Origin of the sequence: Streptomyces sp. NPDC058001 (assembly GCF_042886315.1) — a bacterium.
Lineage (GTDB): Bacteria > Actinomycetota > Actinomycetes > Streptomycetales > Streptomycetaceae > Streptomyces.
In genome coordinates this window covers 209654-234726 of record NZ_JBHVQT010000001.1, presented here as the reverse complement: position 1 = coordinate 234726, position 25073 = coordinate 209654, and the positions used below count along the sequence as shown (strand labels likewise).

The window sequence follows — 25073 nt, the reverse complement described above, 5'->3', positions numbered from 1 at the left end:
TCTCTCTGTTTCCGCTAGCTACGGAGGCTCAGAACTTGAGCCCGGCCTCGCGGGCGGCATCCGCCAGGGCGGCGATGCGCCCGGCGTACTGATTGCCACCACGGTCGAATACGACGGCCTCGACACCCGCGGCCTTGGCGCGCTCGGCGACCAGGGCGCCGACCTTGCCGGCCTGAGCGGACTTGTTGTCGCCGTCGACTCCACGGATGGCGGTGTCCAGGGTCGACGCCGACGCCAGGGTGTGACCCTTGATGTCGTCGATGACCTGGGCCACGATGTGGCGGTTCGAACGCGTCACGACCAGGCGCGGACGCTCGGCCGTACCCGCGACCTTCTTGCGGATCCGGATGTGACGGCGCTTGATGGCGGCACGCTTGTAAGCGTCGCCCTTAGCGATCTTCGTTCCGTATGCCATGGCTTACTTACCCGCCTTTCCGACCTTGCGGCGGATGACTTCGCCCTCGTACTTGACACCCTTGGCCTTGTACGGGTCGGGCTTGCGCAGCTTGCGGATGTTGGCGGCGACCTCGCCGACCTTCTGCTTGTCGATGCCCTCGACCGAGAGACGGGTCGGGGACTCCACCTTGAAGCTGATGCCCTCGGGTGCCTCGACCGTGATCGGGTGGCTGTAGCCCAGCGCGAACTCCAGGTTGGAGCCCTTGGCCTGGACGCGGTAACCGACACCGCTGATTTCGAGCTTCTTCACGTAACCCTGGGTCACGCCGGTGATCATGTTCGCCACCAGCGTGCGGGACAGGCCGTGCAGGGCCTTGTTCTGACGCTCGTCGTTGGGGCGGGTGACGTTGAGTACGCCGTCCTCGCCCTTAGCGATCTCGATCGGCGCGACAACGGTGTGGGAGAGAGCGCCCTTGGGGCCCTTCACCTGAACCGTGCGGCCATCGATGGTGACGTCCACGCCGGCGGGAACCGTGATGGGGAGCTTGCCAATACGCGACATAGCTGTTTCCTCCGTTCCCTTCCGCTACCAGACGTAGGCGAGGACTTCCCCGCCCACGCCCTTCTTGCCGGCCTGCTTGTCGGTGAGGAGCCCGTGGGACGTGGAGATGATCGCCACGCCGAGGCCGCCGAGCACCTTCGGCAATCCGGTGGACTTCGCGTACACCCGGAGACCGGGCTTGGAGATCCGCTTGATCCCCGCGATGGAGCGCTCACGGTTGGGGCCGAACTTCAGCTCCAGGACGAGGTTCTTGCCGACCTCGGCTTCCTCGACCTTCCAGCCCGTGATGAAGCCCTCCTGCTGGAGGATCTCCGCGATGTGCGACTTGATCTTGCTGTGCGGCATTCCCACGGAGTCGTGGTACGCCGAGTTCGCGTTCCGCAGACGGGTGAGCATGTCTGCGATCGGATCAGTCATGGTCATGAATTGGCCTTCGGCCTCTCTCGCCGGGGTTTCCTGTATGCGCCATCCCTCTCCCCACACAGGGGCGGGACGGGTGCGGCGCGGGGACCTACGGCGTAGTAAGTCATTTCAGGCGACGGGCGCCCAACCCTCCTAGCCTAAGCCATGGAAGGCAGGGCTCCCGCCCACCCTTTGCTTACCGAGAGACTCCGGTCATTCCCAAGTAGGGAATTACCAGGAGCTCTTGGTCACGCCCGGCAGCTCGCCACGGTGAGCCATCTCACGAAGGCAGACGCGGCACAGGCCGAACTTGCGGTACACGGAGTGCGGACGGCCGCAGCGCTGGCAGCGGGTGTACGCGCGCACACCGAACTTGGGCTTGCGGGCGGCCTTGGCAATAAGAGCCTTCTTCGCCATCTCGCTTACGCCTCCTTGAAGGGGAAGCCGAGGTGACGAAGGAGCGCGCGGCCCTCAGCGTCGTTGGTCGCCGTGGTGACCACGGTGATGTCCATACCCCGGACGCGGTCGATCTTGTCCTGGTCGATCTCGTGGAACATGACCTGCTCCGTGAGACCGAAGGTGTAGTTGCCACGGCCGTCGAACTGCTTGGGGGACAGACCGCGGAAGTCACGGATGCGCGGAAGCGCCAGCGACAGGGTGCGGTCCAGGAACTCCCACATGCGGTCGCCACGAAGTGTGACGTGGGCACCGATGGGCTGGCCCTCACGCAGCTTGAACTGCGCGATGGACTTACGGGCCTTGGTGACGGCCGGCTTCTGGCCGGTGATCGTGGTGAGGTCCTTGATGGCACCCTCGATCAGCTTGGAGTCGCGGGCGGCGTCGCCCACACCCATGTTGACCACGATCTTGACGAGGCCCGGCACCTGCATGATGTTCTCGTACGAGAACTCCTCACGCAGCTTGCCGATGATCTCCTCGCGGTACTTCGTCTTGAGACGCGGGATGATGGTGGTGGTCGTCATCAGATGTCCTCACCGGTCCGCTTGGCAACGCGGATCTTGTTGCCCTCGTCGTCGAAGCGGTAGCCGACGCGGGTCACGACCTTGTTGCCGTCCTTCTCCACGACGAGCTGAACGTTGCTCACGTGGATCGGGGCCTCGGTGGTGACGATGCCGCCGGCCTGCGAGCCGCGGGCCGTCGGGCCGGCCTTGGTGTGCTTCTTGACCCGGTTGACACCCTCGACCAGGACACGCTCGTCGCGCGGGTAAGAGGCGATGACCTTGCCCTGCTTGCCCTTGTCCTTACCGGTGATGACCTGGACCAGGTCGCCCTTCTTGATCTTCATGCTTACAGCACCTCCGGCGCGAGCGAGATGATCTTCATGAACTTCTTCTCGCGCAGCTCCCGGCCCACCGGGCCGAAGATACGGGTGCCACGAGGGTCGCCGTCGTTCTTCAGAATGACGGCGGCGTTCTCGTCGAAGCGGATGTACGAGCCGTCCGGACGGCGGCGCTCCTTGACGGTGCGAACGATGACCGCCTTGACGACGTCACCCTTCTTCACGTTGCCGCCGGGGATCGCGTCCTTGACGGTGGCGACAATGACATCGCCGATGCCCGCGTAGCGGCGACCGGAGCCACCGAGAACACGGATGCAAAGGATCTCCTTGGCACCAGTGTTGTCGGCGACCCGCAGCCGCGACTCCTGCTGGATCACGTCTATCTCCTGATCGTCTGCCGGTTCCCTCCGGGGGTTGACCCGGAGAGCCTGGCGGAACTATGTGCTGGGTGCCCGCCCCGGACCCGGGGGTCCGGGGGCGGAGCCCCCAGCGGGGGGCTTGCGGGGGGCGAAGGCCCCCCGCGGGATTACTTGGCCTTCTCCAGGATCTCCACGACGCGCCAGCGCTTCGTCGCCGAGAGCGGGCGGGTCTCCATCAGGAGGACCCGGTCACCGACACCGGCGGCGTTCTGCTCGTCGTGCGCCTTGAGCTTGTTCGTACGGCGGATGACCTTGCCGTACAGCGCGTGCTTCACGCGGTCCTCGACGGCGACGACGACGGTCTTGTCCATCTTGTCGCTGACGACGAGACCCTCACGGGTCTTGCGGAAGCCGCGCGCGGCCGTGGTCTCTTCAGTCACATTGCTCTCGCTCATCAGGCGCTCTCCACCGTCTCGATGCCCAGCTCGCGCTCACGCATCAGGGTGTAGATCCGGGCGATGTCCTTGCGGACGGCCTTCAGCCGGCCGTGGTTCTCAAGCTGGCCCGTCGCCGCCTGGAAGCGGAGGTTGAACAGCTCTTCCTTGGCCTCGCGGAGCTTGTTCAGCAGCTCCTCGTTGCCCAGCTCGCGCAGCTCGGACGCCTTGGTACCGGCCGACATCACGCTTCACCTGCCTCGCGCCGGACAATGCGGCACTTCATCGGAAGCTTGTGAGCAGCGCGGGTGAGCGCCTCACGAGCAATCTTCTCGTTCGGGTAGGACAGCTCGAACATCACCCGACCGGGGTGAACGTTCGCGACCCACCACTCCGGGGAACCCTTACCGGAACCCATGCGGGTCTCGGCGGGCTTCTTCGTCAGCGGGCGGTCCGGGTAGATGTTGATCCAGACCTTGCCGCCACGCTTGATGTGACGGGTCATCGCGATACGAGCGGCCTCGATCTGACGGTTCGTCACATACGCCGGAGTGACGGCCTGGATGCCGTACTCGCCGAACGCGACGGTGGTGCCGCCCTTGGCCTGACCACGCCGCTTCGGGTGGTGCTGCTTACGGTGCTTGACCCTACGGGGGATCAGCATTTCGGTCAGACCTCCGTTCCGCCTGTAGTAGAGGGAGCGCCCTCGGCCGGAGCGGCAGCGGCCGGAGCCTCGGCCCGGGGGGCTTCGGACGACTGCTGCTGCTGCGGCTTGCGACCGCGACCGCCACGCTCGCCACCACGGCCACCACGGGCCGGGCGGTCGGCGCCGCCGCCACCGCCACCACCACGGGCCGGACGGTTGCCGGCACGGGCCGCGGCGTTCTCGGCGCGGACCTCGGCGATGTTCTTGACGTCGCCCTTGTAGATCCAGACCTTCACGCCGATCCGGCCGAAGGTCGTCTTGGCCTCGAAGAAGCCGTAGTCGACGTTCGCGCGGAGCGTGTGCAGGGGCACGCGGCCCTCGCGGTAGAACTCCGAGCGGGACATCTCGGCGCCGCCGAGACGGCCACCGCACTGGATCTTGATGCCCTTGGCGCCGGCCTTCATCGCCGACTGCATGCTCTTACGCATGGCACGACGGAAGGAGACACGCGAGGACAGCTGCTCGGCGACGGCCTGGGCCACCAGCTGAGCGTCCGTCTCCGGGTTCTTGACCTCAAGGATGTTCAGCTGGACCTGCTTGCCGGTCAGCTTCTCCAGGTCACCGCGGATACGGTCGGCCTCGGCGCCGCGGCGGCCGATGACGATGCCGGGACGCGCGGTGTGGATGTCCACCCGCACACGGTCACGGGTGCGCTCGATCTCCACCTTCGAGATGCCGGCGCGCTCCATGCCGGACGTCATCATCCGACGGATGGCGACGTCTTCCTTGACGTAGTCCTTGTACAGCTTGTCGGCGTACCACCGGGACTTGAAGTCCGTGGTGATGCCGAGCCGGAACCCATGCGGGTTAACCTTCTGGCCCATTACCGGGTTCCTTCCTTGCTGCTGACGACCACGGTGATGTGGCTGGTCCGCTTGCGGATCCGGTAGGCACGGCCCTGGGCGCGCGGCCGGAACCGCTTCAGGGTCGGACCCTCGTCCACGAACGCCTCGCTGATGACCAGCGAGGAAGCGTCGGTGTGGTCGTAGTTGTGCGCGGCGTTGGCGATGGCGCTGTCCAGCACCTTGCCGACCGGCACGCTCGCGGCCTGCGGGGCGAAACGCAGGACCGCCTGAGCCTCCGTGGCGTCCATGCCACGGATGAGGTCCACCACGCGGCGGGCCTTCATGGGCGTGACGCGGATGTACCGCGCCTGGGCCCTGGCTTCCATGGTTGTCCCTTCAGTGTTCGTCACTTGTGTCGAAGTCATCTCGCGCCCCGCTAGCGGCGCTTGGACTTGCGGTCGTCCTTGACGTGGCCGCGGAAGGTGCGGGTCGGCGAGAACTCGCCGAGCTTGTGGCCGACCATCGACTCGGTGACGAACACCGGGATGTGGATCTTGCCGTTGTGCACCGCGATCGTGTGGCCGAGCATGGCCGGGACGATCATCGAGCGACGGGACCAGGTCTTGATGACGTTCTTGGAGCCCGCTTCGTTCTGTACGTCCACCTTCTTGATCAGGTGGTCGTCGACGAAGGGCCCCTTCTTGAGACTGCGCGGCATCTGAACCCGCTCCTAGCGCTTCTTGTTCGTCTTGCGGCGGCGGACGATGTACTTGTTCGATGCCTTCTTCGGCGAACGCGTACGACCCTCCTTCTGACCCCACGGCGAGACCGGGTGGCGACCACCGGAGGTCTTGCCCTCACCACCACCGTGCGGGTGGTCAACCGGGTTCATCGCCACACCGCGGACGGTCGGGCGGACACCCAGCCAGCGCTTACGGCCGGCCTTGCCCCAGTTGATGTTCGACTGCTCGGCGTTGCCGACCTCGCCGACGGTGGCGCGGCAGCGCACGTCGACCAGGCGGATCTCACCGGACGGCATACGAAGGTGGGCCATCGAGCCCTCCTTCGCGAGCAGTTGCACGGAGGCACCGGCGGAGCGGGCGAACTTGGCGCCGCCGCCCGGACGGAGCTCGATCGCGTGGATCGTGGTACCGACCGGGATGTTGCGGAGCGCCAGGTTGTTACCGGGCTTGATGTCGGCCCCGGGGCCGTTCTCGACCCGGTCACCCTGCGTCAGGCCGCGCGGCGCGATGATGTAGCGCTTCTCGCCGTCGGCGTAGTGCAGCAGCGCGATGCGCGCGGTGCGGTTGGGGTCGTACTCGATGTGCGCGACCTTCGCCGGCACGCCGTCCTTGTCGTGCCGACGGAAGTCGATCACTCGGTAGGCGCGCTTGTGTCCGCCACCCTGGTGGCGAACGGTCACACGACCGGCGTTGTTACGGCCGCCCTTGCTGTGCAGCGGGCGGACCAGCGACTTCTCCGGCGTGGACCGCGTGACCTCGACGAAGTCGGCGACGCTGGAGCCACGACGGCCCGGAGTCGTCGGCTTGTACTTGCGGATACCCATTTCTCAGTCCTCGTCCGATATCGGACCAGGGCGCTCCGTTAGGAGGCCTGGCCGAAGATGTCGATACGGTCGCCCTCGGCGAGGGTCACGATCGCGCGCTTGCTGTCGGCACGCTTGCCGAAGCCCGTGCGGGTCCGCTTGCGCTTGCCCTGGCGGTTGATCGTGTTGACCCCGGTGACCTTGACCGAGAAGACCGCCTGGACGGCCTGCTTGATCTGGGTCTTGTTGGCACGCGGGTCGACGACGAACGTGTACTTGTTCTCGTCGAGCAGCGCGTAGCTCTTCTCCGAGACGACCGGCTTGAGGAGCACGTCACGGGGGTCCGTGAAGGACTTGCTCAGCGGAGTCTCGACGGTGTTCTTGCCCTCGGTGGCGTGGCGCTTCGCCTTGGCGAGGCGCGCGGCCTTGGCGGCCTTGGCCGCCTTGGGGGCAATGCTCGGGTGACGCGTGGCCATCAGGCGTCGCTCCCTTCGGTCTCGTTGGTCGCGGCGGGCGCGCCGGACACGAAGGACTCGAAGGCGGCCTGGGTGAAGACCACGTCGTCCGAGACGAGCACGTCGTACGTGTTCAGCTGGCCCGGCTCCAGGATGTGCACCTGGGGCAGGTTGCGGGCGGACAGCCACGCGGCCTCGTCGGCCCGGTCGATGACCAGGAGCAGGTTCTTGCGCTCGCTGATCTTGCCGAACAGGGTCCTGGCGGCCTTCGTGGACGGGTTCTCGCCCTCGATCACGCCGGAGACGACGTGGATGCGGTTGTTGCGGGCCCGGTCGGTGAGGGCGTGGCGCAGGGCCGCGGCCTTCATCTTCTTCGGGGTCCGCTGCGAGTAGTCACGCGGCTGCGGGCCGTGGACGACGCCACCGCCGGCGAACTGCGGGGCGCGGGTCGAGCCCTGACGGGCGCGGCCGGTGCCCTTCTGGCGGTACGGCTTCCTGCCACCGCCGCGGACCTCGCCGCGTGTCTTGGTCTTGTGCGTGCCCTGGCGGGCAGCGGCCAGCTGGGCGACGACAACCTGGTGGATCAGCGGGATGCTGATCTTCTCTACGTCGAAGATCTCCGAGGGGAGTTCGACGGACCCGGCCTTGTCGCCTGCCGGCGAAAGGATGTCAATGGTGCTCATCGTTACCTCAGGCCCCCTTGGCCGCGGTACGGACCAGGACGAGGCCGCCGTTCGGACCAGGAACCGCGCCCTTGATGAGGAGCAGGCCCTTCTCCGCGTCAACGGCGTGGACGGTCAGGTTCTGGGTGGTGACCCGCTCGTTGCCCATACGACCCGCCATGCGCAGGCCCTTGAAGACACGGCCCGGGGTGGCGCAGCCACCGATGGAGCCGGGAGAGCGGTGCTTGCGCTGGGTGCCGTGACCGGCGCCGAGGCCCTTGAAGTTGTGACGCTTCATGACACCGGCGAAGCCCTTGCCCTTGCTCTTGCCGGTGACGTCGACCTTGACACCGGACTCGAAGGTCTCGGCGGTCACTTCCTGGCCGAGGGTGTACTCGGCGGCGTCGCCGGTACGGATCTCGACGAGGTGGCGGCGAGGGGTCACGTCGGCCTTGGCGAAGTGGCCCTTGAGGGGCTTGTTCACCTTGCGCGGGTCGATCTCGCCGAAGGCGATCTGGACCGACTCGTAGCCGTCGCTGTCGTTCGTTCGGACCTGGGTGACGACACAGGGTCCGGCCTTGACCACGGTTACCGGGACGACACGGTTGTTCTCGTCCCAGACCTGGGTCATGCCGAGCTTCTCGCCCAGGATGCCCTTGATCTGCTTGGTCATCTCTTCCGCGCCTCTCAGAGCTTGATCTCGATGTCGACGCCGGCCGGAAGGTCCAGGCGCATCAACGAGTCAACGGTCTTGGGCGTCGGGTCGAGGATGTCGATCAGGCGCTTGTGCGTGCGCATCTCGAAGTGCTCGCGCGAGTCCTTGTACTTGTGCGGCGACTTGATGACGCAGTACACGTTCTTCTCAGTGGGCAGCGGCACCGGGCCCGCGACCGACGCACCAGTACGCGTCACCGTCTCGACGATCTTCTTCGCCGATGAGTCGATGACCTCGTGGTCGTAAGCCTTGAGCCGGATGCGGATCTTCTGTCCCGCCATGGCTGCTTCGTAGTCCTGTCTCTTGATGAACGCTCTGGAACCCGGGAGGGCTCGTACTACCGTCTTCTCCGACCCACGCGGTCGGGCGTGTCGCACTCCCGCTGACATGGATATCCCGAAGGATTTCCCTGCTAGGGGATGCGATCGACGACCGCGGAACCGGGGGAAAGACACCCACCGGGCGCCTGGTCGGTACCCCGCTGACACTTCCCGGAAGATTCCCGTACGTCCGCTCCAGCGCTGCCGTGAGGCAGTTGGGGCGACGAGTACTGTGGGACTCGCTTCCGGTCCTCCCGGCGGGAGGCGCGCAGCATCGGCACTCAACCGAGCAACCCAGGTAGTCTGCCATACGGGGCACAGACCACGCCAATCGAGCCGAGGATCGTACCCCACGCGGGGGCACTCGAAGCATGGACGGCGCGTGCGGGCGCATACCGGGTGGAACCCGGCCCCGCTGATCACCCTCTCCCCAGGCGTGCCCAACGAACCTGCTCGAAGACGCCTCGCGCCGGGGCGCCGGGCGCTCCTGCTCACCGGTGCCGCCGCGACGCTCACCACCGTCGTCGGCTGCGGCCGTACCCCGCCGGCGCCGCCGATATCGGCGCCCTCTCCCGCGAGCGGGACCCCCGCCACCGAGGGCGGCAGGGCCCTGCTGCTCCAGGTCCTCGCGCACCCCGACGACGACCTGTACTTCATGAACCCGGACACCCAGCGGGCCCTCGACGCCGGCATCCCCCTCGTCTGCGTGTACGTCACCGCGGGCGAGGCCGACGGCGTCAACCGGATACCCGGGCAGCCGCGTCCTCCGGCCCACCGGGCCGCGTACTCCGCCGCACGCCACCAGGGTCTGCGTCAGGCGTACGCCGGGATGCTGGGGCTGCCCCTGTTCACCGGCTGGCGGACCTCGGTCGCCCGACTGACCGGTGGATTCCGCGCGGAGACCAACACGCTGGAGCACCGGGGCCGCCGGGTCGAGCTGGTCTTCCTCAATCTGGCCATGCACACCCCGTACGGACAGCAGGGCCTGCCCGCGCTCTGGCGGGAACGGGCCCTGCGGCTGCGCACGTTCCCCGCCGAGGGCTCCCCGCTGAGCACGGTCCAGTCGTACGACGCGGACACGCTGATCGCCGTACTGACCGGCCTGTTCGACACCTACGCGCCGACCCTCGTGCAGACGCTCGACCCCGACCCGGACATCCGGCACACCGACGAGCGCACCCGGCGCCTCGACAGCGAACAGCGCGGCTTCTGTGACCACGCCGACCACACGGCGGTGGCGTCGTTCACCTGGGCCGCGCTGATCCGCTGGGCGCGGTCGACGCCGGGCGGACCGCCGCCGTTCGTGGCGACCGCGTTCCGCGGCTACTACGCCAACCACTGGCCCAAGAACCTCCCCGAGCGGGTGCTGAGCGCCAAGGCCGCGCATCTGGTGGCGTACGGCGCAGCGCCCGACTGGCCGTGCGGGAACCCCTCGGGCTGCGGCGACTACAACATCGGCGGCGACCGTCCGCTGACCAACCGCAAGGGCTGGGTCCGCTCCACGCACCACCGCTACCCGGGCCCCCGGCTCGCCCTCGCACCGGGCACGGGTGGCCGGCTCGCCGCGTACGGGGTGCTCGGGATGCGGGCCGTGCGCTGGCACGAGCGGACGGACGGCACCTTCGGTGAGCCGCTGGACCTGGGCGGCGGCCCGCTGGCGCCGGTCCTCGGCTCGGCCGTCCTTGACGACGGCCGCCATCTTCTGTTCGGGCTGCGCCTTGCGGCCCTGAGCCCGCGCGGCGGTCCGGACGTACGGGAGATCGTCGTCCTCGAACAGCGTTCCCCGCAGGGCGAGTTCAGCGCCTGGGACGGGCTCGGCAACCCGGAGTCCGACCCGGACCGGGGCCGCCGGATCGGGGTGCCCGTCGCGGTCACCGACCGGGACGGCCGGGTCCATCTCTTCGTACGCACCGCCGACCAGGGCGTCAGCACCCGGATACGGGGGCGCGACGGACGGTGGTCGTGGTGGCGGGACCTGGGGGGCGGTCCGGTCCAGGACGGGCTGACGGCGGCCGTCGGTGAGGACGGGGAGGTGCACCTCTACGCGCCCGGCCGGGACACCGTCCACCACTGGACACCGGACGGACCCGTGCCGCCGACCGGGCTTCCGGTGCCCGCGGGGCCGATAGCCGTGGCGGACGGCCGCCTGTACTACCGGCCACCCGCCGCACCGGACCTCGTCACGGAGCCGGGCACCGGCACCTCGGCGGCGGGCAACCCCCCGGTGTTCCCCGGTTACGGACCCGTCGTCGCGGTGGGCCGCTCCCTCGTCGGCCGCGATCTGCGCGGCACGCTGCGCCTGCTGCACGAGGGCCGGCTGTCCCCCGCGTCCGCCGCGCCGTCCGGCATCGACGGCCCGAACCTCACGCGCACCCCGACCGGACCGGCCGCCGCTGGGCTCTCCCCCGCGGCCCGCCCCTGGCTCTGGCGCCCCGGCGCCGACACCTCGGCGACCTGACCCCGCCCCTCCCCCTCCCCCACCCCCGTCCCCGGGCATGGCGAAGGGCCCGTACGACCGAAGTCGTACGGGCCCTTCGTGGTGCTCTCGGAGCAACCAGGCCGAAGCCGTCGAAGCAGGGAAACCTACTTGACGATCTTGGTGACCTGGCCGGCGCCGACGGTCCGGCCACCCTCACGGATGGCGAACTTCAGGCCCTCTTCCATGGCGACGGGCTGGATGAGGTTGACCGTCATCTCAGTGTTGTCGCCCGGCATGACCATCTCGGTGCCCTCGGGGAGGGTCACGACGCCGGTCACGTCCGTGGTACGGAAGTAGAACTGCGGGCGGTAGTTGTTGAAGAACGGGGTGTGACGGCCACCCTCGTCCTTCGACAGGATGTACGCCTGCGCCTCGAACTCGGTGTGCGGCGTGACCGAACCCGGCTTGATGATGACCTGGCCGCGCTCGACGTCCTCGCGCTTGATGCCACGAAGCAGCAGACCGACGTTCTCACCGGCCTGACCCTCGTCGAGCAGCTTGCGGAACATCTCGATGCCGGTGACCGTGGTGGTGGTCTTCTCGGTCTTGATACCGACGATGTCGACGGTCTCGTTGACCTTGAGGATGCCACGCTCGATACGACCGGTGACGACGGTGCCACGACCGGTGATCGTGAAGACGTCCTCGATCGGCATCAGGAACGGCTTGTCGACATCGCGCTCGGGCTGCGGGATCGACTCGTCGACGGCCTTCATCAGGTCGAGGACGGTCTGGCCCCACTCCTTGTCGCCCTCAAGGGCCTTGAGCGCCGAGACCTTGACGACCGGAAGGTCGTCGCCCGGGAACTCGTACTCGGAGAGCAGCTCACGAACCTCAAGCTCGACGAGCTCCAGGATCTCCTCGTCGTCCACCATGTCGGCCTTGTTCAGGGCGACGACGATGTACGGAACGCCGACCTGGCGGGCCAGGAGCACGTGCTCCTTGGTCTGCGGCATCGGGCCGTCCGTGGCGGCGACCACGAGGATGGCGCCGTCCATCTGGGCAGCACCGGTGATCATGTTCTTGATGTAGTCGGCGTGACCGGGGCAGTCGACGTGTGCGTAGTGACGCGTCTCCGTCTGGTACTCGACGTGCGCGATGGAGATGGTGATACCGCGCTGGCGCTCCTCAGGAGCCTTGTCGATCTGGTCGAAGGCCGAAGCCTCGTTCAGGTCCGGGAACGCGTCGTGCAGCACCTTGGTAATGGCGGCCGTGAGGGTCGTCTTACCGTGGTCGATGTGACCGATGGTGCCGATGTTGACGTGCGGCTTAGTCCGCTCGAACTTCGCCTTCGCCACTGGGGTCCTCCTGGGGAGTGGTTCTGTACGCCTTACTCATCGGCGCCAGGTGATCTTTGCTGGAAAGCCGGTCCGGGGGGTGCTCCGCAGAAATGCCGCGGAACACCCCGTGGGGCCCGGAGTCAAGCCTAAAGCGTGAACTCGGTGAGTTACTCGCCCTTGGCCTTCGCGATGATCTCCTCGGCGACGTTCCGGGGAACCTCGGCGTAGGAGTCGAACTGCATCGAGTAGCTCGCGCGACCCGATGTCTTGCTGCGGAGGTCGCCGACGTAGCCGAACATCTCCGACAGCGGGACCAGGCCCGTGACGAGCTTGGCACCGTGGCGGTCTTCCATGGACTGGATCTGACCGCGACGGGAGTTGATGTCACCGATGACGTCGCCCATGTAGTCCTCGGGCGTCGTCACCTCGACCTTCATCATCGGTTCGAGCAGGGCCGGTGAAGCCTTGCGCGCGGCCTCCTTGAAGGCCATCGAACCGGCGACCTTGAAGGCCATCTCGGAGGAGTCGACCTCGTGGTAGGCACCGTCGAGAAGGATGACCCGGACACCCGTGAGCGGGTAGCCGGCGAGCACGCCGAACTCCATGGCCTCCTGGCAACCCGCGTCCACGGAGGGGATGTACTCCCTCGGGATACGGCCACCGGTGACCTTGTTGACGAACTCGTAGCCGTCGCCCTCAAGCGGCTCAAGGGCGATCTGCACCTTCGCGAACTGACCGGAACCACCGGTCTGCTTCTTGTGCGTGTAGTCGAGCCGGTCGACCGTCTTGCGGAGGGTCTCGCGGTACGCCACCTGCGGCTTGCCGACGTTGGCCTCGACCTTGAACTCGCGCTTCATGCGGTCGACCAGCACGTCCAGGTGCAGTTCGCCCATGCCCGCGATGATGGTCTGGCCCGTCTCCTCGTCCGTGTGGACCTTGAACGACGGGTCTTCCTCGGCCAGGCGCTGGATCGCGATGCCCAGCTTCTCCTGGTCGCCCTTCGACTTGGGCTCGATGGCGACCTGGATGACGGGCGCCGGGAAGTCCATCGACTCCAGGATCACCGGGTTCGCCGGGTCGCAGAGGGTCTCACCGGTGGTGGTCTGCTTCAGACCCATGACGGCGACGATGTCGCCGGCACCCACCGCTTCGATCTCCTCACGCTTGTTGGCGTGCATCCGGTAGATCTTGCCGATGCGCTCCTTCTTGCCCTTGACCGAGTTCTGCACCTGCGAACCCGACTCCAGACGACCGGAGTACACCCGGACGAAGGTCAGCTTGCCCAGGTGCGGGTCGCTCGCGATCTTGAACGCGAGAGCGGCCAGCGGCTCGTCCACGGACGGCTTCCGCTCGATGACCTGCTCCGGGTCGCTCACCGAGTGACCCTCGATCGCCTCGATGTCGAGCGGCGAGGGCAGGTAGCGGACCACGGCGTCGAGCAGCGGCTGAACGCCCTTGTTCTTGAACGCGGTACCGCAGAACACGGGCGTGATGGTCGCGCCGTCGCCCTTGCCGGAGCCGATGGTGATACGGCGGATCGCCGCGTACAGCTGCTCCTCGGTGGGCTCCTGGCCCTCCAGGTACAGCTCCATCATGGCGTCGTCGTTCTCGGCGACCGTCTCCAGGAGACGGCCACGCCACTCGGCGGCGGCCTCGACGTGCGTGTCGGGGATCTCGACGACGTCGTACGCCTCACCGAGCGCGGTCTCGGCCGACCACACCAGGGCCTTCATGCGGACCAGGTCCACGATGCCCTTGAAGTCGGCCTCGGCACCGATCGGAAGCTGCATCACGATCGGGGTCGCGCCGAGGCGGTCCGTGATCATGTCGACGCAGCGGTGGAACTCGGCGCCGGTCCGGTCGAGCTTGTTGACGAAGCAGATACGCGGCACGCCGTAGCGGTCCGCCTGACGCCAGACGGTCTCGGACTGCGGCTCCACACCGGCGACACCGTCGAACACCGTCACCGCACCGTCGAGCACGCGCAGCGAGCGCTCCACCTCGACCGTGAAGTCGACGTGGCCCGGGGTGTCGATGATGTTGATGGTGTGATCGACGTCCTCAAGCGGCCAGTGACAGGTGGTGGCAGCAGACGTGATCGTGATGCCACGCTCCTGCTCCTGCTCCATCCAGTCCATGGTGGCAGCGCCGTCGTGGACCTCACCGATCTTGTACGAGACACCGGTGTAGTACAGGATCCGCTCGGTGGTCGTCGTCTTGCCCGCGTCGATGTGAGCCATGATCCCGATGTTGCGGACCTTGGCCAGGTCAAGTGAAGTGGTAGCCATAAGGCTCAGTCTTCTCTCGGTCTCTCGATAGGGGTTGCGACTACCAGCGGTAGTGCGCGAAGGCCTTGTTGGACTCCGCCATCTTGTGGGTGTCTTCGCGCTTCTTGACGGCCGCACCGAGACCGTTGGACGCGTCGAGCAGTTCGTTCAGCAGACGCTCGGTCATCGTCTTCTCGCGACGGGCGCGGGAGTAACCGACGAGCCAGCGCAGCGCCAGCGTGTTGGCGCGGCCGGGCTTGACCTCGATCGGCACCTGGTAGGTGGCGCCACCTACCCGGCGGGACTTGACCTCAAGGGTCGGCTTGATGTTCTCCAGCGCGCGCTTCAGCGTGATGACCGGGTCATTGCTGGTCTTCTCGCGCAGGCCCTCCATGGCGCCGTACACGATGCGCTCGGCAGTGGAGCGCTTGCCGTTCATCAGCACCTTGTTGATGAGGGAGGTCACCAGAGGAGAACCGTAGACCGGGTCGATGATGACCGGGCGCTTCGGGGCGGGGCCCTTACGAGGCATGCTTACTTCTCCTTCTTGGCGCCGTAGCGGCTGCGGGCCTGCTTGCGGTTCTTGACACCCTGGGTGTCGAGCGAGCCGCGGATGATCTTGTAGCGAACACCCGGCAGGTCCTTCACACGGCCGCCGCGCACGAGCACGATGGAGTGCTCCTGCAAGTTGTGTCCCTCACCCGGGATGTAGGCCGTGACCTCGATGCCGGAGGTCAGACGCACACGCGCGACCTTCCGCAGGGCCGAGTTCGGCTTCTTCGGGGTGGTCGTGAACACACGCGTGCAGACGCCACGGCGCTGGGGGGAACCGTCCAGTGCGGGCGTCTTGTTCTTCTCGACCTTGTCCTGCCGGCCCTTCCGGACCAGCTGCTGGATCGTAGGCACTACTTCTCCGGTTTCTGTGTGCCGATCATGAAGCTAACCTGGAACATCGCCGACCCACGCGGTCGGGTGTGTCGAATACCGCGGACTCCCGCAAAAAATGCGGGCAGGGCGCGAATTACGGTGGCCGCTAACGGCTCTCCACACGGCTGAGGACACGCGCAAGAGCCAGGGCACACCCCAGGCACAAGGTCTGAGCGTACCTACCGCATCCAGTCCGGTCAAAATGATATTGAGAAACCCAGACACGCCGGTCAGCGGAGCGTTCGTTTAAGGGGCGCGGGGAACTGCGCACCGCCCGAAGGGCGGCCCCCCCACAAGGGGAAGACCGCCCTCCGGCTCAAGCATCGCGCAGCGACCCCTACTGGTTGTACGGCCCGTAGTCGTAATCCTCCAACGGCACCGCTTGACCAGACCCCGTACCGAACGGCGAGTAGTCGATGTCGTCGTACCCGACGGCCGAGTACATCGCGGCCTTCGCCTCCTCGGTCGGCTCGACCCGAATGTTCCGGTAGCGGGCAAGACCCGTACCGGCCGGGATGAGCTTGCCGATGATCACGTTCTCCTTGAGGCCGATCAGGGAGTCGGACTTGGCGTTGATCGCCGCGTCCGTCAGCACCCTGGTCGTCTCCTGGAAGGACGCCGCCGACAGCCACGACTCGGTGGCCAGCGATGCCTTGGTGATACCCATCAGCTGCGGTCGGCCGGAGGCCGGGTGGCCGCCTTCCTGGACCACACGACGGTTCTCCTTCTCGAACCTCGTCCGCTCGACCAGCTCGCCCGGCAGCAGCTCCGCGTCGCCGGACTCGATGATCGTCACCCGGCGCAGCATCTGCCGGATGATGATCTCGATGTGCTTGTCGTGGATCGACACACCCTGCGAGTTGTAGACCTTCTGGACCTCGCCGACCAGGTGGACCTGGACGGCCCGCTGACCGAGGATGCGCAGCACGTCGTGCGGGTTGGTGGCACCCACGGTGAGCTTCTGGCCCACCTCGACGTGGTCGCCCTCGCCGACCTGGAGACGGGCGCGCTTGGAGATCGGGAACGCCGTCTCCTCGCTGCCGTCGTCCGGGGTGACGACGAGCTTCTTGGTCTTCTCGGTCTCCTCGATCCGGACACGACCGGCGGCCTCGGAGATCGGGGCGACACCCTTCGGCGTACGGGCTTCGAACAGCTCGACGACTCGGGGCAGACCCTGGGTGATGTCGTCACCGGCCACACCACCGGTGTGGAAGGTACGCATCGTCAGCTGGGTACCGGGCTCACCGATGGACTGGGCGGCGATGATGCCGACCGCCTCACCGATGTCGACCAGCTTGCCGGTGGCCAGCGAGCGGCCGTAGCACATGGCGCAGGTGCCGACGGTGGACTCACAGGTCAGGATCGACCTGGTCTTGACCTCCTCGACCCCGTGGTGCACCAGCTGGTCGATGAGCACGTCGCCGAGGTCCACATTGGCCGGCGCGATCACCTTGCCGTCGATGACGACGTCCTCGGCGAGCATGCGGGCGTAGACGCTGGTCTCGACGTCGTCGCCCTTGCGGAGCGTGCCGTCGGCGCCGCGTACGGCGATCCGCAGCTTCAGACCGCGCTCGGTGCCGCAGTCCTCCTCGCGGATGATGACGTCCTGCGACACGTCGACCAGACGACGGGTCAGGTAACCCGAGTCGGCGGTCCGCAGGGCGGTGTCCGCCAGACCCTTACGGGCACCGTGCGTGGAGATGAAGTACTCCAGGACGGAGAGACCCTCACGGAACGACGCCTTGATGGGCCGCGGGATGGTCTCGTTCTTGGCGTTGGACACCAGACCACGCATACCGGCGATCTGACGCATCTGCATCATGTTTCCGCGCGCGCCCGAGTTCACCATCATGAAGATCGGGTTCGTCTTCGGGAAGTTCTCGTTCATGGCCTCGGCGACCTCGTTCGTCGCCTTGGTCCAGATCGCGATCAGTTCCTGAGTGCGCTCGTCCTTCGTGATGAGGCCGCGCTCGTACTGCTTCTGGACCTTCTCGTCCTGGGCCTCGTAGCCCTTGACGATCTCCTTCTTCGCCTCCGGGACGACGACGTCCGAGATGGCGACGGTGACGCCGGAGCGGGTGGCCCAGAAGAAGCCGGACGCCTTCAGGTTGTCGAGCGTCGCCGCCACGATGACCTTCGGGTAGCGCTCGGCGAGGTCGTTGACGATCTCGGAGAGCTGCTTCTTGCCGACCTCGTAGTCGACGAACGGGTAGTCCTCGGGCAGCAGCTCGTTGAAGAGCGCGCGGCCCAGGGTGGTCTTCAGCCGGAAGGTGTCGCCCTGCTGCCACTCACCGGAGCCGAAGCCGTCGGTGGAGATGGCCGTGGAGCCGTCCTCGTCGACCGGCGGGGTCCAGCCGCGCGGCGGGATGGTGCCCACCGGGAAGCGGATGTCCACCCGCGACTGGAGCGACAGGTCGCCCGCGTCGAAGGCCATGATCGCCTCGGCCACGGAAGCGAAGGAGCGGTCCTCGCCCTTCACGTTCCGCATCTCGCCGTCCGTGGTCAGGAAGAACAGACCGAGGACCATGTCCTGGGTCGGCATCGTGACCGGGCGGCCGTCGGCCGGCTTGAGGATGTTGTTCGAGGACAGCATCAGGATGCGGGCCTCGGCCTGCGCCTCCGCGGACAGCGGCAGGTGCACGGCCATCTGGTCACCGTCGAAGTCCGCGTTGAACGCGGTGCAGACGAGCGGGTGGATCTGGATGGCCTTGCCCTCGACCAGCTGCGGCTCGAACGCCTGGATACCGAGGCGGTGCAGGGTCGGCGCACGGTTCAGCAGCACCGGGTGCTCGGCGATGACCTCTTCGAGGACGTCGTACACCACGGTGCGACCGCGCTCGACCATGCGCTTGGCCGACTTGATGTTCTGCGCGTGGTTCAGGTCGACCAGGCGCTTCATCACGAACGGCTTGAACAGCTCCAGGGCCATCGCCTTCGGCAGACCGCACTGGTGCAGCTTGAGCTGCGGGCCGACGACGATGACGGAACGGGCCGAGTAGTCGACGCGCTTACCGAGCAGGTTCTGCCGGAAGCGGCCCTGCTTGCCCTTGAGCATGTCGGACAGCGACTTCAGCGGACGGTTACCGGGACCGGTGACCGGGCGACCACGGCGGCCGTTGTCGAACAGCGCGTCGACGGCCTCCTGGAGCATCCGCTTCTCGTTGTTCACGATGATCTCGGGCGCGCCGAGGTCGAGAAGCCGCTTGAGGCGGTTGTTCCGGTTGATCACACGGCGGTACAGGTCGTTCAGGTCGGAGGTCGCGAAGCGGCCACCGTCCAGCTGCACCATCGGACGCAGGTCCGGCGGGATGACCGGCACGCAGTCCAGGACCATGCCCTTGGGGCTGTTGCTGGTCTGCAGGAACGCCGAGACGACCTTGAGGCGCTTGAGCGCACGGGTCTTCTTCTGGCCCTTGCCGGTACGGATGATCTCGCGGAGGCGCTCGGCCTCCTCGTTGAGGTCGAAGGACTCCAGGCGCTTCTGGAGCGCGGCGGCGCCCATCGAACCGTCGAAGTAGGTACCGAAGCGGTCGCGCAGCTCGCGGTAGAGCAGCTCGTCGCCCTCCAGGTCCTGGACCTTGAGGTTCTTGAAGCGGCTCCACACCTCGTCGAGACGGTCGATCTCGCGCTGCGCGCGGTCGCGCAGCTGCTTCATCTCCCGCTCGGCGCCTTCGCGCACCTTGCGGCGCACATCGGCCTTGGCGCCCTCGGACTCCAGCTCGGCCAGGTCGGTCTCAAGCTTCTTGGCGCGGGCTTCGAGATCGGCGTCGCGGCGGTTCTCGATCTGCTGCCGCTCGACAGAGACATGCGCCTCCAGCGACGGCAGGTCGCGCGTACGGCGCTCATCGTCCACGAACGTGATCATGTACGCGGCGAAGTAGATGACCTTTTCCAGGTCCTTCGGCGCGAGGTCGAGCAGGTATCCGAGGCGCGAGGGGACGCCCTTGAAGTACCAGATGTGGGTGACGGGCGCGGCCAGTTCGATGTGGCCCATCCGCTCACGGCGCACCTTGGCGCGGGTGACCTCGACGCCACAGCGCTCACAGATGATGCCCTTGAAACGGACACGCTTGTACTTGCCGCAGTAGCACTCCCAGTCCCGGGTCGGACCGAAGATCTTCTCGCAGAAGAGTCCGTCCTTCTCGGGCTTGAGGGTGCGGTAGTTGATGGTCTCGGGCTTCTTGACCTCGCCGTGGCTCCACTGACGGATGTCGTCAGCGGTGGCCAGACCGATCCGGAGCTCGTCGAAGAAGTTGACGTCGAGCACTATGCGTCAATCCCTCTCAGGGTTGTAAGTCTGGGGTCTGATACGGGGGTCCTGGGGCCGGCGGCCTTCGGGTGGAAGGCCGCCGGAACTCCCGTCAGACCTCTTCGACGCTGCTCGGCTCGCGCCGTGACAGGTCGATGCCAAGCTCTTCCGCAGCGCGGAAGACGTCCTCGTCGGTGTCGCGCATCTCGATGGACATGCCGTCCGAGGACAGCACCTCCACGTTGAGGCACAGGGACTGCATCTCCTTGATGAGCACCTTGAAGGACTCGGGGATGCCGGGCTCGGGAATGTTCTCGCCCTTGACGATGGCCTCGTAGACCTTCACGCGGCCGGTGACGTCGTCGGACTTGATGGTCAGCAGCTCCTGGAGGGCGTACGCGGCGCCATATGCCTCCAGCGCCCACACCTCCATCTCACCGAAGCGCTGGCCACCGAACTGGGCCTTACCACCCAGCGGCTGCTGGGTGATCATGGAGTACGGACCGGTCGACCGGGCGTGCAGCTTGTCGTCGACCAGGTGGTGGAGCTTGAGGATGTACATGTAGCCGACGGAGACCGGCTCCGGGAACGGCTCGCCGGAGCGGCCGTCGAACATCCGGGCCTTACCGGTGGGGAGCACCATGCGCTCGCCGTCACGGTTCGGGATGGTGTGCTGGAGCAGTCCGGCCAGCTCGTCCTCGCGGGCGCCGTCGAAGACGGGCGTCGCGACGTTGGTGCCCGGCGCGACCTGGTCGGCCTCGATGGCCTGGAGGCGCTGCGCCCACTCCTCGGTGATACCGGAGACGTCCCAGCCGCGGCTGGCGAGCCAGCCGAGGTGGATCTCCAGTACCTGTCCCGGGTTCATTCGGGACGGCACACCGAGCGGGTTGAGGATGATGTCGACCGGGGTGCCGTCCTCCAGGAACGGCATGTCCTCGATCGGCAGGATCTTCGAGATGACGCCCTTGTTGCCGTGCCGGCCGGCGAGCTTGTCACCGTCGGTGATCTTCCGCTTCTGCGCCACGTACACGCGCACCAGCTGGTTGACACCGGGGGGCAGCTCGTCGCCCTCCTCGCGGTCGAAGACGCGTACGCCGATGATCTTGCCGATCTCGCCGTGCGGCACCTTCAGCGAGGTGTCACGGACCTCACGGGCCTTCTCACCGAAGATCGCGCGCAGCAGCCGCTCCTCGGGGGTCAGCTCGGTCTCACCCTTGGGCGTGACCTTGCCGACGAGGATGTCACCGGCGACGACCTCGGCGCCGATACGGATGATGCCGCGCTCGTCGAGGTCGGCGAGGACCTCTTCGGAGACGTTCGGGATGTCCCGGGTGATCTCCTCGGGGCCGAGCTTGGTGTCACGGGCGTCGACCTCGTGCTCCTCGATGTGGATCGAGGAGAGGACATCGTCCTGTACGAGGCGCTGCGACAGGATGATCGCGTCCTCGTAGTTGTGGCCCTCCCACGGCATGAACGCCACGAGGAGGTTCTTGCCGAGCGCCATCTCGCCGTTCTCGGTGGCGGGACCGTCGGCGAGGACCTGGCCCTCGATGACCCGGTCGCCCTCGGAGACGACGACCTTCTGGTTGACGGAGGTGCCCTGGTTGGAGCGGGAGAACTTGGCGACGCGGTACGTGGTGTACGTGCCGTCGTCGTTGGTGACGGTGATGTAGTCGGCCGAGACCTCCTGGATCACACCGTCCTTCTCGGCCTTGATGACGTCACCGGCGTCGGTGGCACAGCGGTACTCCATGCCCGTACCGACCAGCGGCGCCTCGGCCTTGATGAGGGGCACGGCCTGACGCATCATGTTCGCGCCCATGAGGGCACGGTTGGCGTCGTCGTGCTCCAGGAACGGGATCATGGCGGTCGCGACCGACACCATCTGGCGCGGCGAGACGTCCATGTAGTCGACGTCCGTGCCGGGCACGTAGTCGACCTCTCCGCCACGGCGGCGGACCAGTACGCGGGCCTCTTCGAACCGGAAGTCGTCGGTCAGCGGCGCGTTGGCCTGCGCGATGACGAAGCGGTCCTCCTCGTCGGCGGTCAGGTAGTCGACCTCGTCGGTGACTTGGCCGTCGACGACCTTGCGGTACGGGGTCTCGATGAAGCCGAAGGGGTTGATCCGGCCGTACGAGGCGAGCGAGCCGATCAGGCCGATGTTCGGGCCTTCGGGCGTCTCGATCGGGCACATGCGGCCGTAGTGCGAGGGGTGCACGTCACGGACCTCGAAGCCGGCCCGCTCACGCGAGAGGCCACCCGGGCCGAGCGCGTTGAGGCGACGCTTGTGCGTCAGGCCCGACAGCGGGTTGTTCTGGTCCATGAACTGGGACAGCTGGCTGGTGCCGAAGAACTCCTTGATGGAGGCGACGACCGGCCGGATGTTGATCAGGGTCTGGGGCGTGATCGCCTCGACGTCCTGGGTGGTCATGCGCTCACGCACGACGCGCTCCATACGGGCGAGACCCGTACGGACCTGGTTCTGGATCAGCTCGCCGACGTTACGGATACGGCGGTTGCCGAAGTGGTCGATGTCGTCGGTCTCGACGACGATCTCCCGGCCCGACTCGCCGACCGTCTCGGTCTCGCCGGCGTGCAGCTTCACCAGGTACTTGATGGTGGCGATGATGTCGTCGGTGGTGAGCACGCCCGCGTTCAGCGGCTCGTCGGCACCGAGCTTCTTGTTGACCTTGTAGCGGCCGACCTTCGCGAGGTCGTAGCGCTTCGGGTTGAAGTAGAGGTTCTCCAGGAGCGTCTGCGCGGCCTCACGCGTGGGCGGCTCGCCCGGACGCAGCTTGCGGTAGATGTCGAGCAGCGCGTCGTCCTGGCCCTGGGTGTGGTCCTTCTCCAGGGTGGCGCGGATCGACTCGTACTCGCCGAACTCCTCAAGGATCTGCTCGGTGGTGTAGCCGAGCGCCTTGAGCAGGACGGTCACGGACTGCTTGCGCTTGCGGTCGACGCGGACGCCGACCATGTCGCGCTTGTCGATCTCGAACTCCAGCCAGGCACCCCGGGACGGGATGATCTTGGAGGAGAAGATGTCCTTGTCGGAGGTCTTGTCGATGGACGAGTCGAAGTAGACACCCGGCGAGCGGACCAGCTGCGACACGACGACACGCTCGGTGCCGTTGATGACGAAGGTGCCCTTGTTGGTCATGAGCGGGAAGTCGCCCATGAAGACCGTCTGGGACTTGATCTCGCCGGTCTCGTTGTTGGTGAACTCGGCGGTGACGAAGAGCGGTGCGGCGAACGTGAAGTCGCGCTCCTTGCACTCGTCGATGGAGTTCTTCGACGGCTCGAAGCGGTGGTCGCGGAACGTCAGGGACATCGACCCGGAGAAGTCCTCGATCGGGGAGATCTCCTCGAAGATCTCCTCCAGACCGGACTTGGTGGGGACGTCCCGTCCACTTTCCAGAGCCGCCTCGACACGAGCCTTCCACGCGTCATTGCCGAGCAGCCAGTCAAAGCTCTCGGTTTGCAGCGCAAGAAGGTTCGGAACCTCAAGGGGCTCCTTGATCTTTGCAAAGGAAATGCGCAGCGGGGCGGTGCTGGCGCCGTTGTTCGTATTCGCGGTCGAGGCAGTGCGCGAGGCGGCCAAGAGGGGGTCCTTCCGAGGGCTCGGACTCACTACGCGCGTACCGGTCCCATGAAAGGCACAGAGACAGAAATCCCAGGTCAGGGCTTCCGTAGTCGTCGATGCTCACACATGGGCATGCCCCTGGTGACGGGCAGGAGGCAGCTAACAGGCAGCGCAAAGGGTCAGTGTAGCCACTTGGCCCACTGATGTCCAGTGCGGGTTTTTCGAGACCCTCGTTGTTCTCATCACCTTGCTGCCAGTCACGCCCTCAACGCCTCGATACTGCCCTCTTCGCCGCCGATCCATGCCTCGGATCCCGGATCGTTGTGACGACGCGTCCTGAGAATTGCGCGCTGCGTGCGGTTCGTCAAGGCCCCCCAGCGCGAACGAAGTGCTCCGATCGTCACTGATCACCCGTCACTGCGAGCCGTCACCCGGACCGCCTGAGGCACGATGAAGATCACCATACTCGTCACGACCCGCTCCGCAAGGCAGCCCTCGCGGTGCCTTGGGGAACGCCGAAGGGCGACCACCCAGATGGGTGATCGCCCCGCGGTGCGTCCGCGTTACAGGGTTCCCCGTGAGGGTGACCCGAACGCGGCTGCGATTACTTGACCTCGACGGAGGCGCCGGCGCCCTTGAGGGACTCGGCGGCCTTCTCGGCGGCGTCCTTGGCGACCTTCTCCAGGACGGCCTTCGGGGCGCCGTCCACGAGGTCCTTGGCCTCCTTGAGACCCAGCGAGGTCAGCTCACGCACGACCTTGATGACCTGGATCTTCTTCTCGCCGGCGCCGGTGAGGATGACGTCGAACTCGTCCTGCTCGGGCTCGGCCTCGACGGCGGCGGCAGCGCCACCGGCGGCGGCAGCGGCGACCGGGGCAGCGGCGGTGACGTCGAACTTGGTCTCGAACGCCTTGACGAACTCGGAGAGCTCGATGAGGGTCATCTCTTCGAACTGCGCGAGCAGGTCGTCCTGGCTGAGCTTCGCCATGAGGGGCGATCCTTCCACTATTTCGGCAGGTGCCGGGATGTACATGTCGGCGGGCGTACGTGTGGCCCGCTGTGACCACCGCGTCGGGCGGCGGTCAATGTGCGAGCCGAGTTACTCGGCACCGCCCTGCTCGGCCTGCTTGGCACGAAGCGCCTCCGCGGTGCGGACGAACTTCGAGGGAAGCGCCTGGAAGAGCGCGGCAGCCTGGGACTGCTTGCCCTTCATGGCGCCCGCCAGCTTGGCGAGCAGAACCTCGCGGGACTCAAGGTCCGCAAGCTTCTTGATCTCGTCGGCGGTCAGCACCTTGCCGTCAAGGACACCGCCCTTGATGACGAGATTGGGGTTGTCCTTGGCGAAGTCACGAAGACCCTTCGCCGACACCACCGGGTCACCGGTGACGAAGGCGACCGCCGTCGGACCCGCGAACAGGTCGTCGAGCGCGTTGATCCCGGCCTCGTTGGCCGCAATCTTGGTCAGCGTGTTCTTCACCACGGCGTACTGGGCGTTCTCACCGAGCGAACGGCGCAGCTGCTTGAGCTGTGCCACGGTGAGACCGCGGTACTCGGTCAGCACAGCGGCGTTCGAGCTACGGAACTTGTCCGTCAGCTCGGCAACCGCGGCAGCCTTGTCGGGCCTCGCCATGAGCCTCGGCCTCCTTCCG

The 25073-nt window shown here is 66.7% G+C and carries 27 protein-coding genes; 1 reads left to right on the top strand and 26 read right to left on the bottom strand.

The window, feature by feature from the left end; translation table 11 throughout:
* Positions 1–28: 28 nt before the first annotated feature.
* From rplR to rpsJ, 18 genes are all read right to left on the bottom strand, one after another.
* The gene (gene rplR, locus ACFVT5_RS01135) at positions 29–415 is read right to left on the bottom strand and encodes a 50S ribosomal protein L18 (RefSeq protein ID WP_389880101.1); all 387 of its coding nucleotides are present in this window, start codon (positions 413–415) and stop codon (positions 29–31) included.
* A gap of 3 nt (positions 416–418) precedes the next feature.
* Entirely contained in the window at positions 419–958 is a 540-nt protein-coding gene (gene rplF, locus ACFVT5_RS01130) for a 50S ribosomal protein L6 (RefSeq protein WP_389880099.1), read from the bottom strand.
* Positions 959–982: 24 nt separating this feature from the next.
* The gene (rpsH, locus tag ACFVT5_RS01125; protein ID WP_389880096.1) at positions 983–1381 is read right to left on the bottom strand and encodes a 30S ribosomal protein S8; all 399 of its coding nucleotides are present in this window, start codon (positions 1379–1381) and stop codon (positions 983–985) included.
* 210 nt (positions 1382–1591) lie between these two features.
* Positions 1592–1777, bottom strand: coding sequence for a type Z 30S ribosomal protein S14 (locus ACFVT5_RS01120; RefSeq protein ID WP_003956452.1), 186 nt, complete (start codon positions 1775–1777; stop codon positions 1592–1594).
* A gap of 5 nt (positions 1778–1782) precedes the next feature.
* Positions 1783–2343, bottom strand: a complete 561-nt coding sequence (gene rplE / locus ACFVT5_RS01115) for a 50S ribosomal protein L5 (RefSeq protein WP_389880095.1) — start codon at positions 2341–2343, stop codon at positions 1783–1785.
* A complete protein-coding gene (gene rplX / locus ACFVT5_RS01110) occupies positions 2343–2666 on the bottom strand; it encodes a 50S ribosomal protein L24 (RefSeq protein ID WP_389880094.1) in 324 nt (107 codons plus the stop codon). The genes rplE and rplX overlap by 1 nt, the downstream gene beginning before the upstream one ends.
* Positions 2667–2668: 2 nt before the next feature.
* On the bottom strand, positions 2669–3037 hold the full coding sequence (gene rplN, locus ACFVT5_RS01105; protein WP_003998823.1) for a 50S ribosomal protein L14: 369 nt from the start codon (positions 3035–3037) through the stop codon (positions 2669–2671).
* A 149-nt stretch (positions 3038–3186) separates the two neighbouring features.
* Positions 3187–3474: a 30S ribosomal protein S17 gene (rpsQ, locus tag ACFVT5_RS01100; protein ID WP_389880092.1), complete on the bottom strand. Its 288-nt coding sequence runs from the start codon at positions 3472–3474 to the stop codon at positions 3187–3189.
* Positions 3474–3698: a 50S ribosomal protein L29 gene (gene rpmC / locus ACFVT5_RS01095; protein ID WP_010036720.1), complete on the bottom strand. Its 225-nt coding sequence runs from the start codon at positions 3696–3698 to the stop codon at positions 3474–3476. The genes rpsQ and rpmC overlap by 1 nt, the downstream gene beginning before the upstream one ends.
* A complete protein-coding gene (gene rplP, locus ACFVT5_RS01090; protein WP_040252689.1) occupies positions 3698–4117 on the bottom strand; it encodes a 50S ribosomal protein L16 in 420 nt (139 codons plus the stop codon). Before rplP ends, rpmC begins: the two co-directional genes overlap by 1 nt.
* Before the next feature lie 5 nt (positions 4118–4122).
* A complete protein-coding gene (rpsC, locus tag ACFVT5_RS01085) occupies positions 4123–4983 on the bottom strand; it encodes a 30S ribosomal protein S3 (protein WP_389880090.1) in 861 nt (286 codons plus the stop codon).
* Positions 4983–5330, bottom strand: a complete 348-nt coding sequence (gene rplV / locus ACFVT5_RS01080; protein WP_056552397.1) for a 50S ribosomal protein L22 — start codon at positions 5328–5330, stop codon at positions 4983–4985. The genes rpsC and rplV overlap by 1 nt, the downstream gene beginning before the upstream one ends.
* A 50-nt stretch (positions 5331–5380) precedes the next feature.
* Positions 5381–5662 (bottom strand): 30S ribosomal protein S19, encoded by a 282-nt coding sequence (gene rpsS, locus ACFVT5_RS01075; RefSeq protein ID WP_389880088.1) that lies wholly within the window; start codon positions 5660–5662, stop codon positions 5381–5383.
* A gap of 12 nt (positions 5663–5674) precedes the next feature.
* Entirely contained in the window at positions 5675–6511 is an 837-nt protein-coding gene (gene rplB / locus ACFVT5_RS01070) for a 50S ribosomal protein L2 (RefSeq protein WP_389880085.1), read from the bottom strand.
* Positions 6512–6549: 38 nt separating this feature from the next.
* Complete coding sequence (rplW, locus tag ACFVT5_RS01065; protein WP_389880083.1) at positions 6550–6966, bottom strand: 50S ribosomal protein L23; 417 nt, start codon at positions 6964–6966, stop codon at positions 6550–6552.
* Complete coding sequence (rplD, locus tag ACFVT5_RS01060) at positions 6966–7628, bottom strand: 50S ribosomal protein L4 (RefSeq protein WP_389880081.1); 663 nt, start codon at positions 7626–7628, stop codon at positions 6966–6968. The genes rplW and rplD overlap by 1 nt, the downstream gene beginning before the upstream one ends.
* Before the next feature lie 7 nt (positions 7629–7635).
* Complete coding sequence (gene rplC, locus ACFVT5_RS01055) at positions 7636–8280, bottom strand: 50S ribosomal protein L3 (protein ID WP_389880079.1); 645 nt, start codon at positions 8278–8280, stop codon at positions 7636–7638.
* Between the two features lie 14 nt (positions 8281–8294).
* Positions 8295–8603, bottom strand: a complete 309-nt coding sequence (gene rpsJ / locus ACFVT5_RS01050) for a 30S ribosomal protein S10 (RefSeq protein WP_003948644.1) — start codon at positions 8601–8603, stop codon at positions 8295–8297.
* A 475-nt stretch (positions 8604–9078) separates the two neighbouring features.
* On the opposite strand from rpsJ, the gene ACFVT5_RS01045 reads away from it, so the two are divergent.
* A complete protein-coding gene (locus ACFVT5_RS01045) occupies positions 9079–11100 on the top strand; it encodes a PIG-L family deacetylase (RefSeq protein WP_389880077.1) in 2022 nt (673 codons plus the stop codon).
* Between the two features lie 125 nt (positions 11101–11225).
* On the opposite strand, the gene tuf is transcribed toward ACFVT5_RS01045, so the two are convergent.
* The 8 genes from tuf to rplJ all read right to left on the bottom strand — a co-directional run bounded on the left by tuf (position 11226) and on the right by rplJ (position 25054).
* Complete coding sequence (gene tuf / locus ACFVT5_RS01040; protein ID WP_389880075.1) at positions 11226–12419, bottom strand: elongation factor Tu; 1194 nt, start codon at positions 12417–12419, stop codon at positions 11226–11228.
* A gap of 149 nt (positions 12420–12568) precedes the next feature.
* Positions 12569–14689 carry an elongation factor G gene (gene fusA, locus ACFVT5_RS01035; RefSeq protein WP_389880073.1) on the bottom strand — a complete coding sequence of 707 codons (2121 nt, stop codon included), beginning with the start codon at positions 14687–14689 and terminating at the stop codon, positions 12569–12571.
* A 40-nt stretch (positions 14690–14729) separates the two neighbouring features.
* On the bottom strand, positions 14730–15200 hold the full coding sequence (gene rpsG / locus ACFVT5_RS01030) for a 30S ribosomal protein S7 (RefSeq protein WP_031045724.1): 471 nt from the start codon (positions 15198–15200) through the stop codon (positions 14730–14732).
* A gap of 2 nt (positions 15201–15202) precedes the next feature.
* Positions 15203–15574 carry a 30S ribosomal protein S12 gene (gene rpsL / locus ACFVT5_RS01025; protein ID WP_007823146.1) on the bottom strand — a complete coding sequence of 124 codons (372 nt, stop codon included), beginning with the start codon at positions 15572–15574 and terminating at the stop codon, positions 15203–15205.
* A gap of 358 nt (positions 15575–15932) precedes the next feature.
* Positions 15933–19862: a DNA-directed RNA polymerase subunit beta' gene (locus ACFVT5_RS01020; protein ID WP_389880071.1), complete on the bottom strand. Its 3930-nt coding sequence runs from the start codon at positions 19860–19862 to the stop codon at positions 15933–15935.
* Between the two features lie 94 nt (positions 19863–19956).
* Positions 19957–23442 carry a DNA-directed RNA polymerase subunit beta gene (rpoB, locus tag ACFVT5_RS01015; RefSeq protein ID WP_389880069.1) on the bottom strand — a complete coding sequence of 1162 codons (3486 nt, stop codon included), beginning with the start codon at positions 23440–23442 and terminating at the stop codon, positions 19957–19959.
* A 586-nt stretch (positions 23443–24028) separates the two neighbouring features.
* Positions 24029–24412 carry a 50S ribosomal protein L7/L12 gene (gene rplL, locus ACFVT5_RS01010; protein ID WP_389880067.1) on the bottom strand — a complete coding sequence of 128 codons (384 nt, stop codon included), beginning with the start codon at positions 24410–24412 and terminating at the stop codon, positions 24029–24031.
* 111 nt (positions 24413–24523) lie between these two features.
* Positions 24524–25054 (bottom strand): 50S ribosomal protein L10, encoded by a 531-nt coding sequence (gene rplJ / locus ACFVT5_RS01005; protein ID WP_389880066.1) that lies wholly within the window; start codon positions 25052–25054, stop codon positions 24524–24526.
* Positions 25055–25073: the final 19 nt, after the last annotated feature.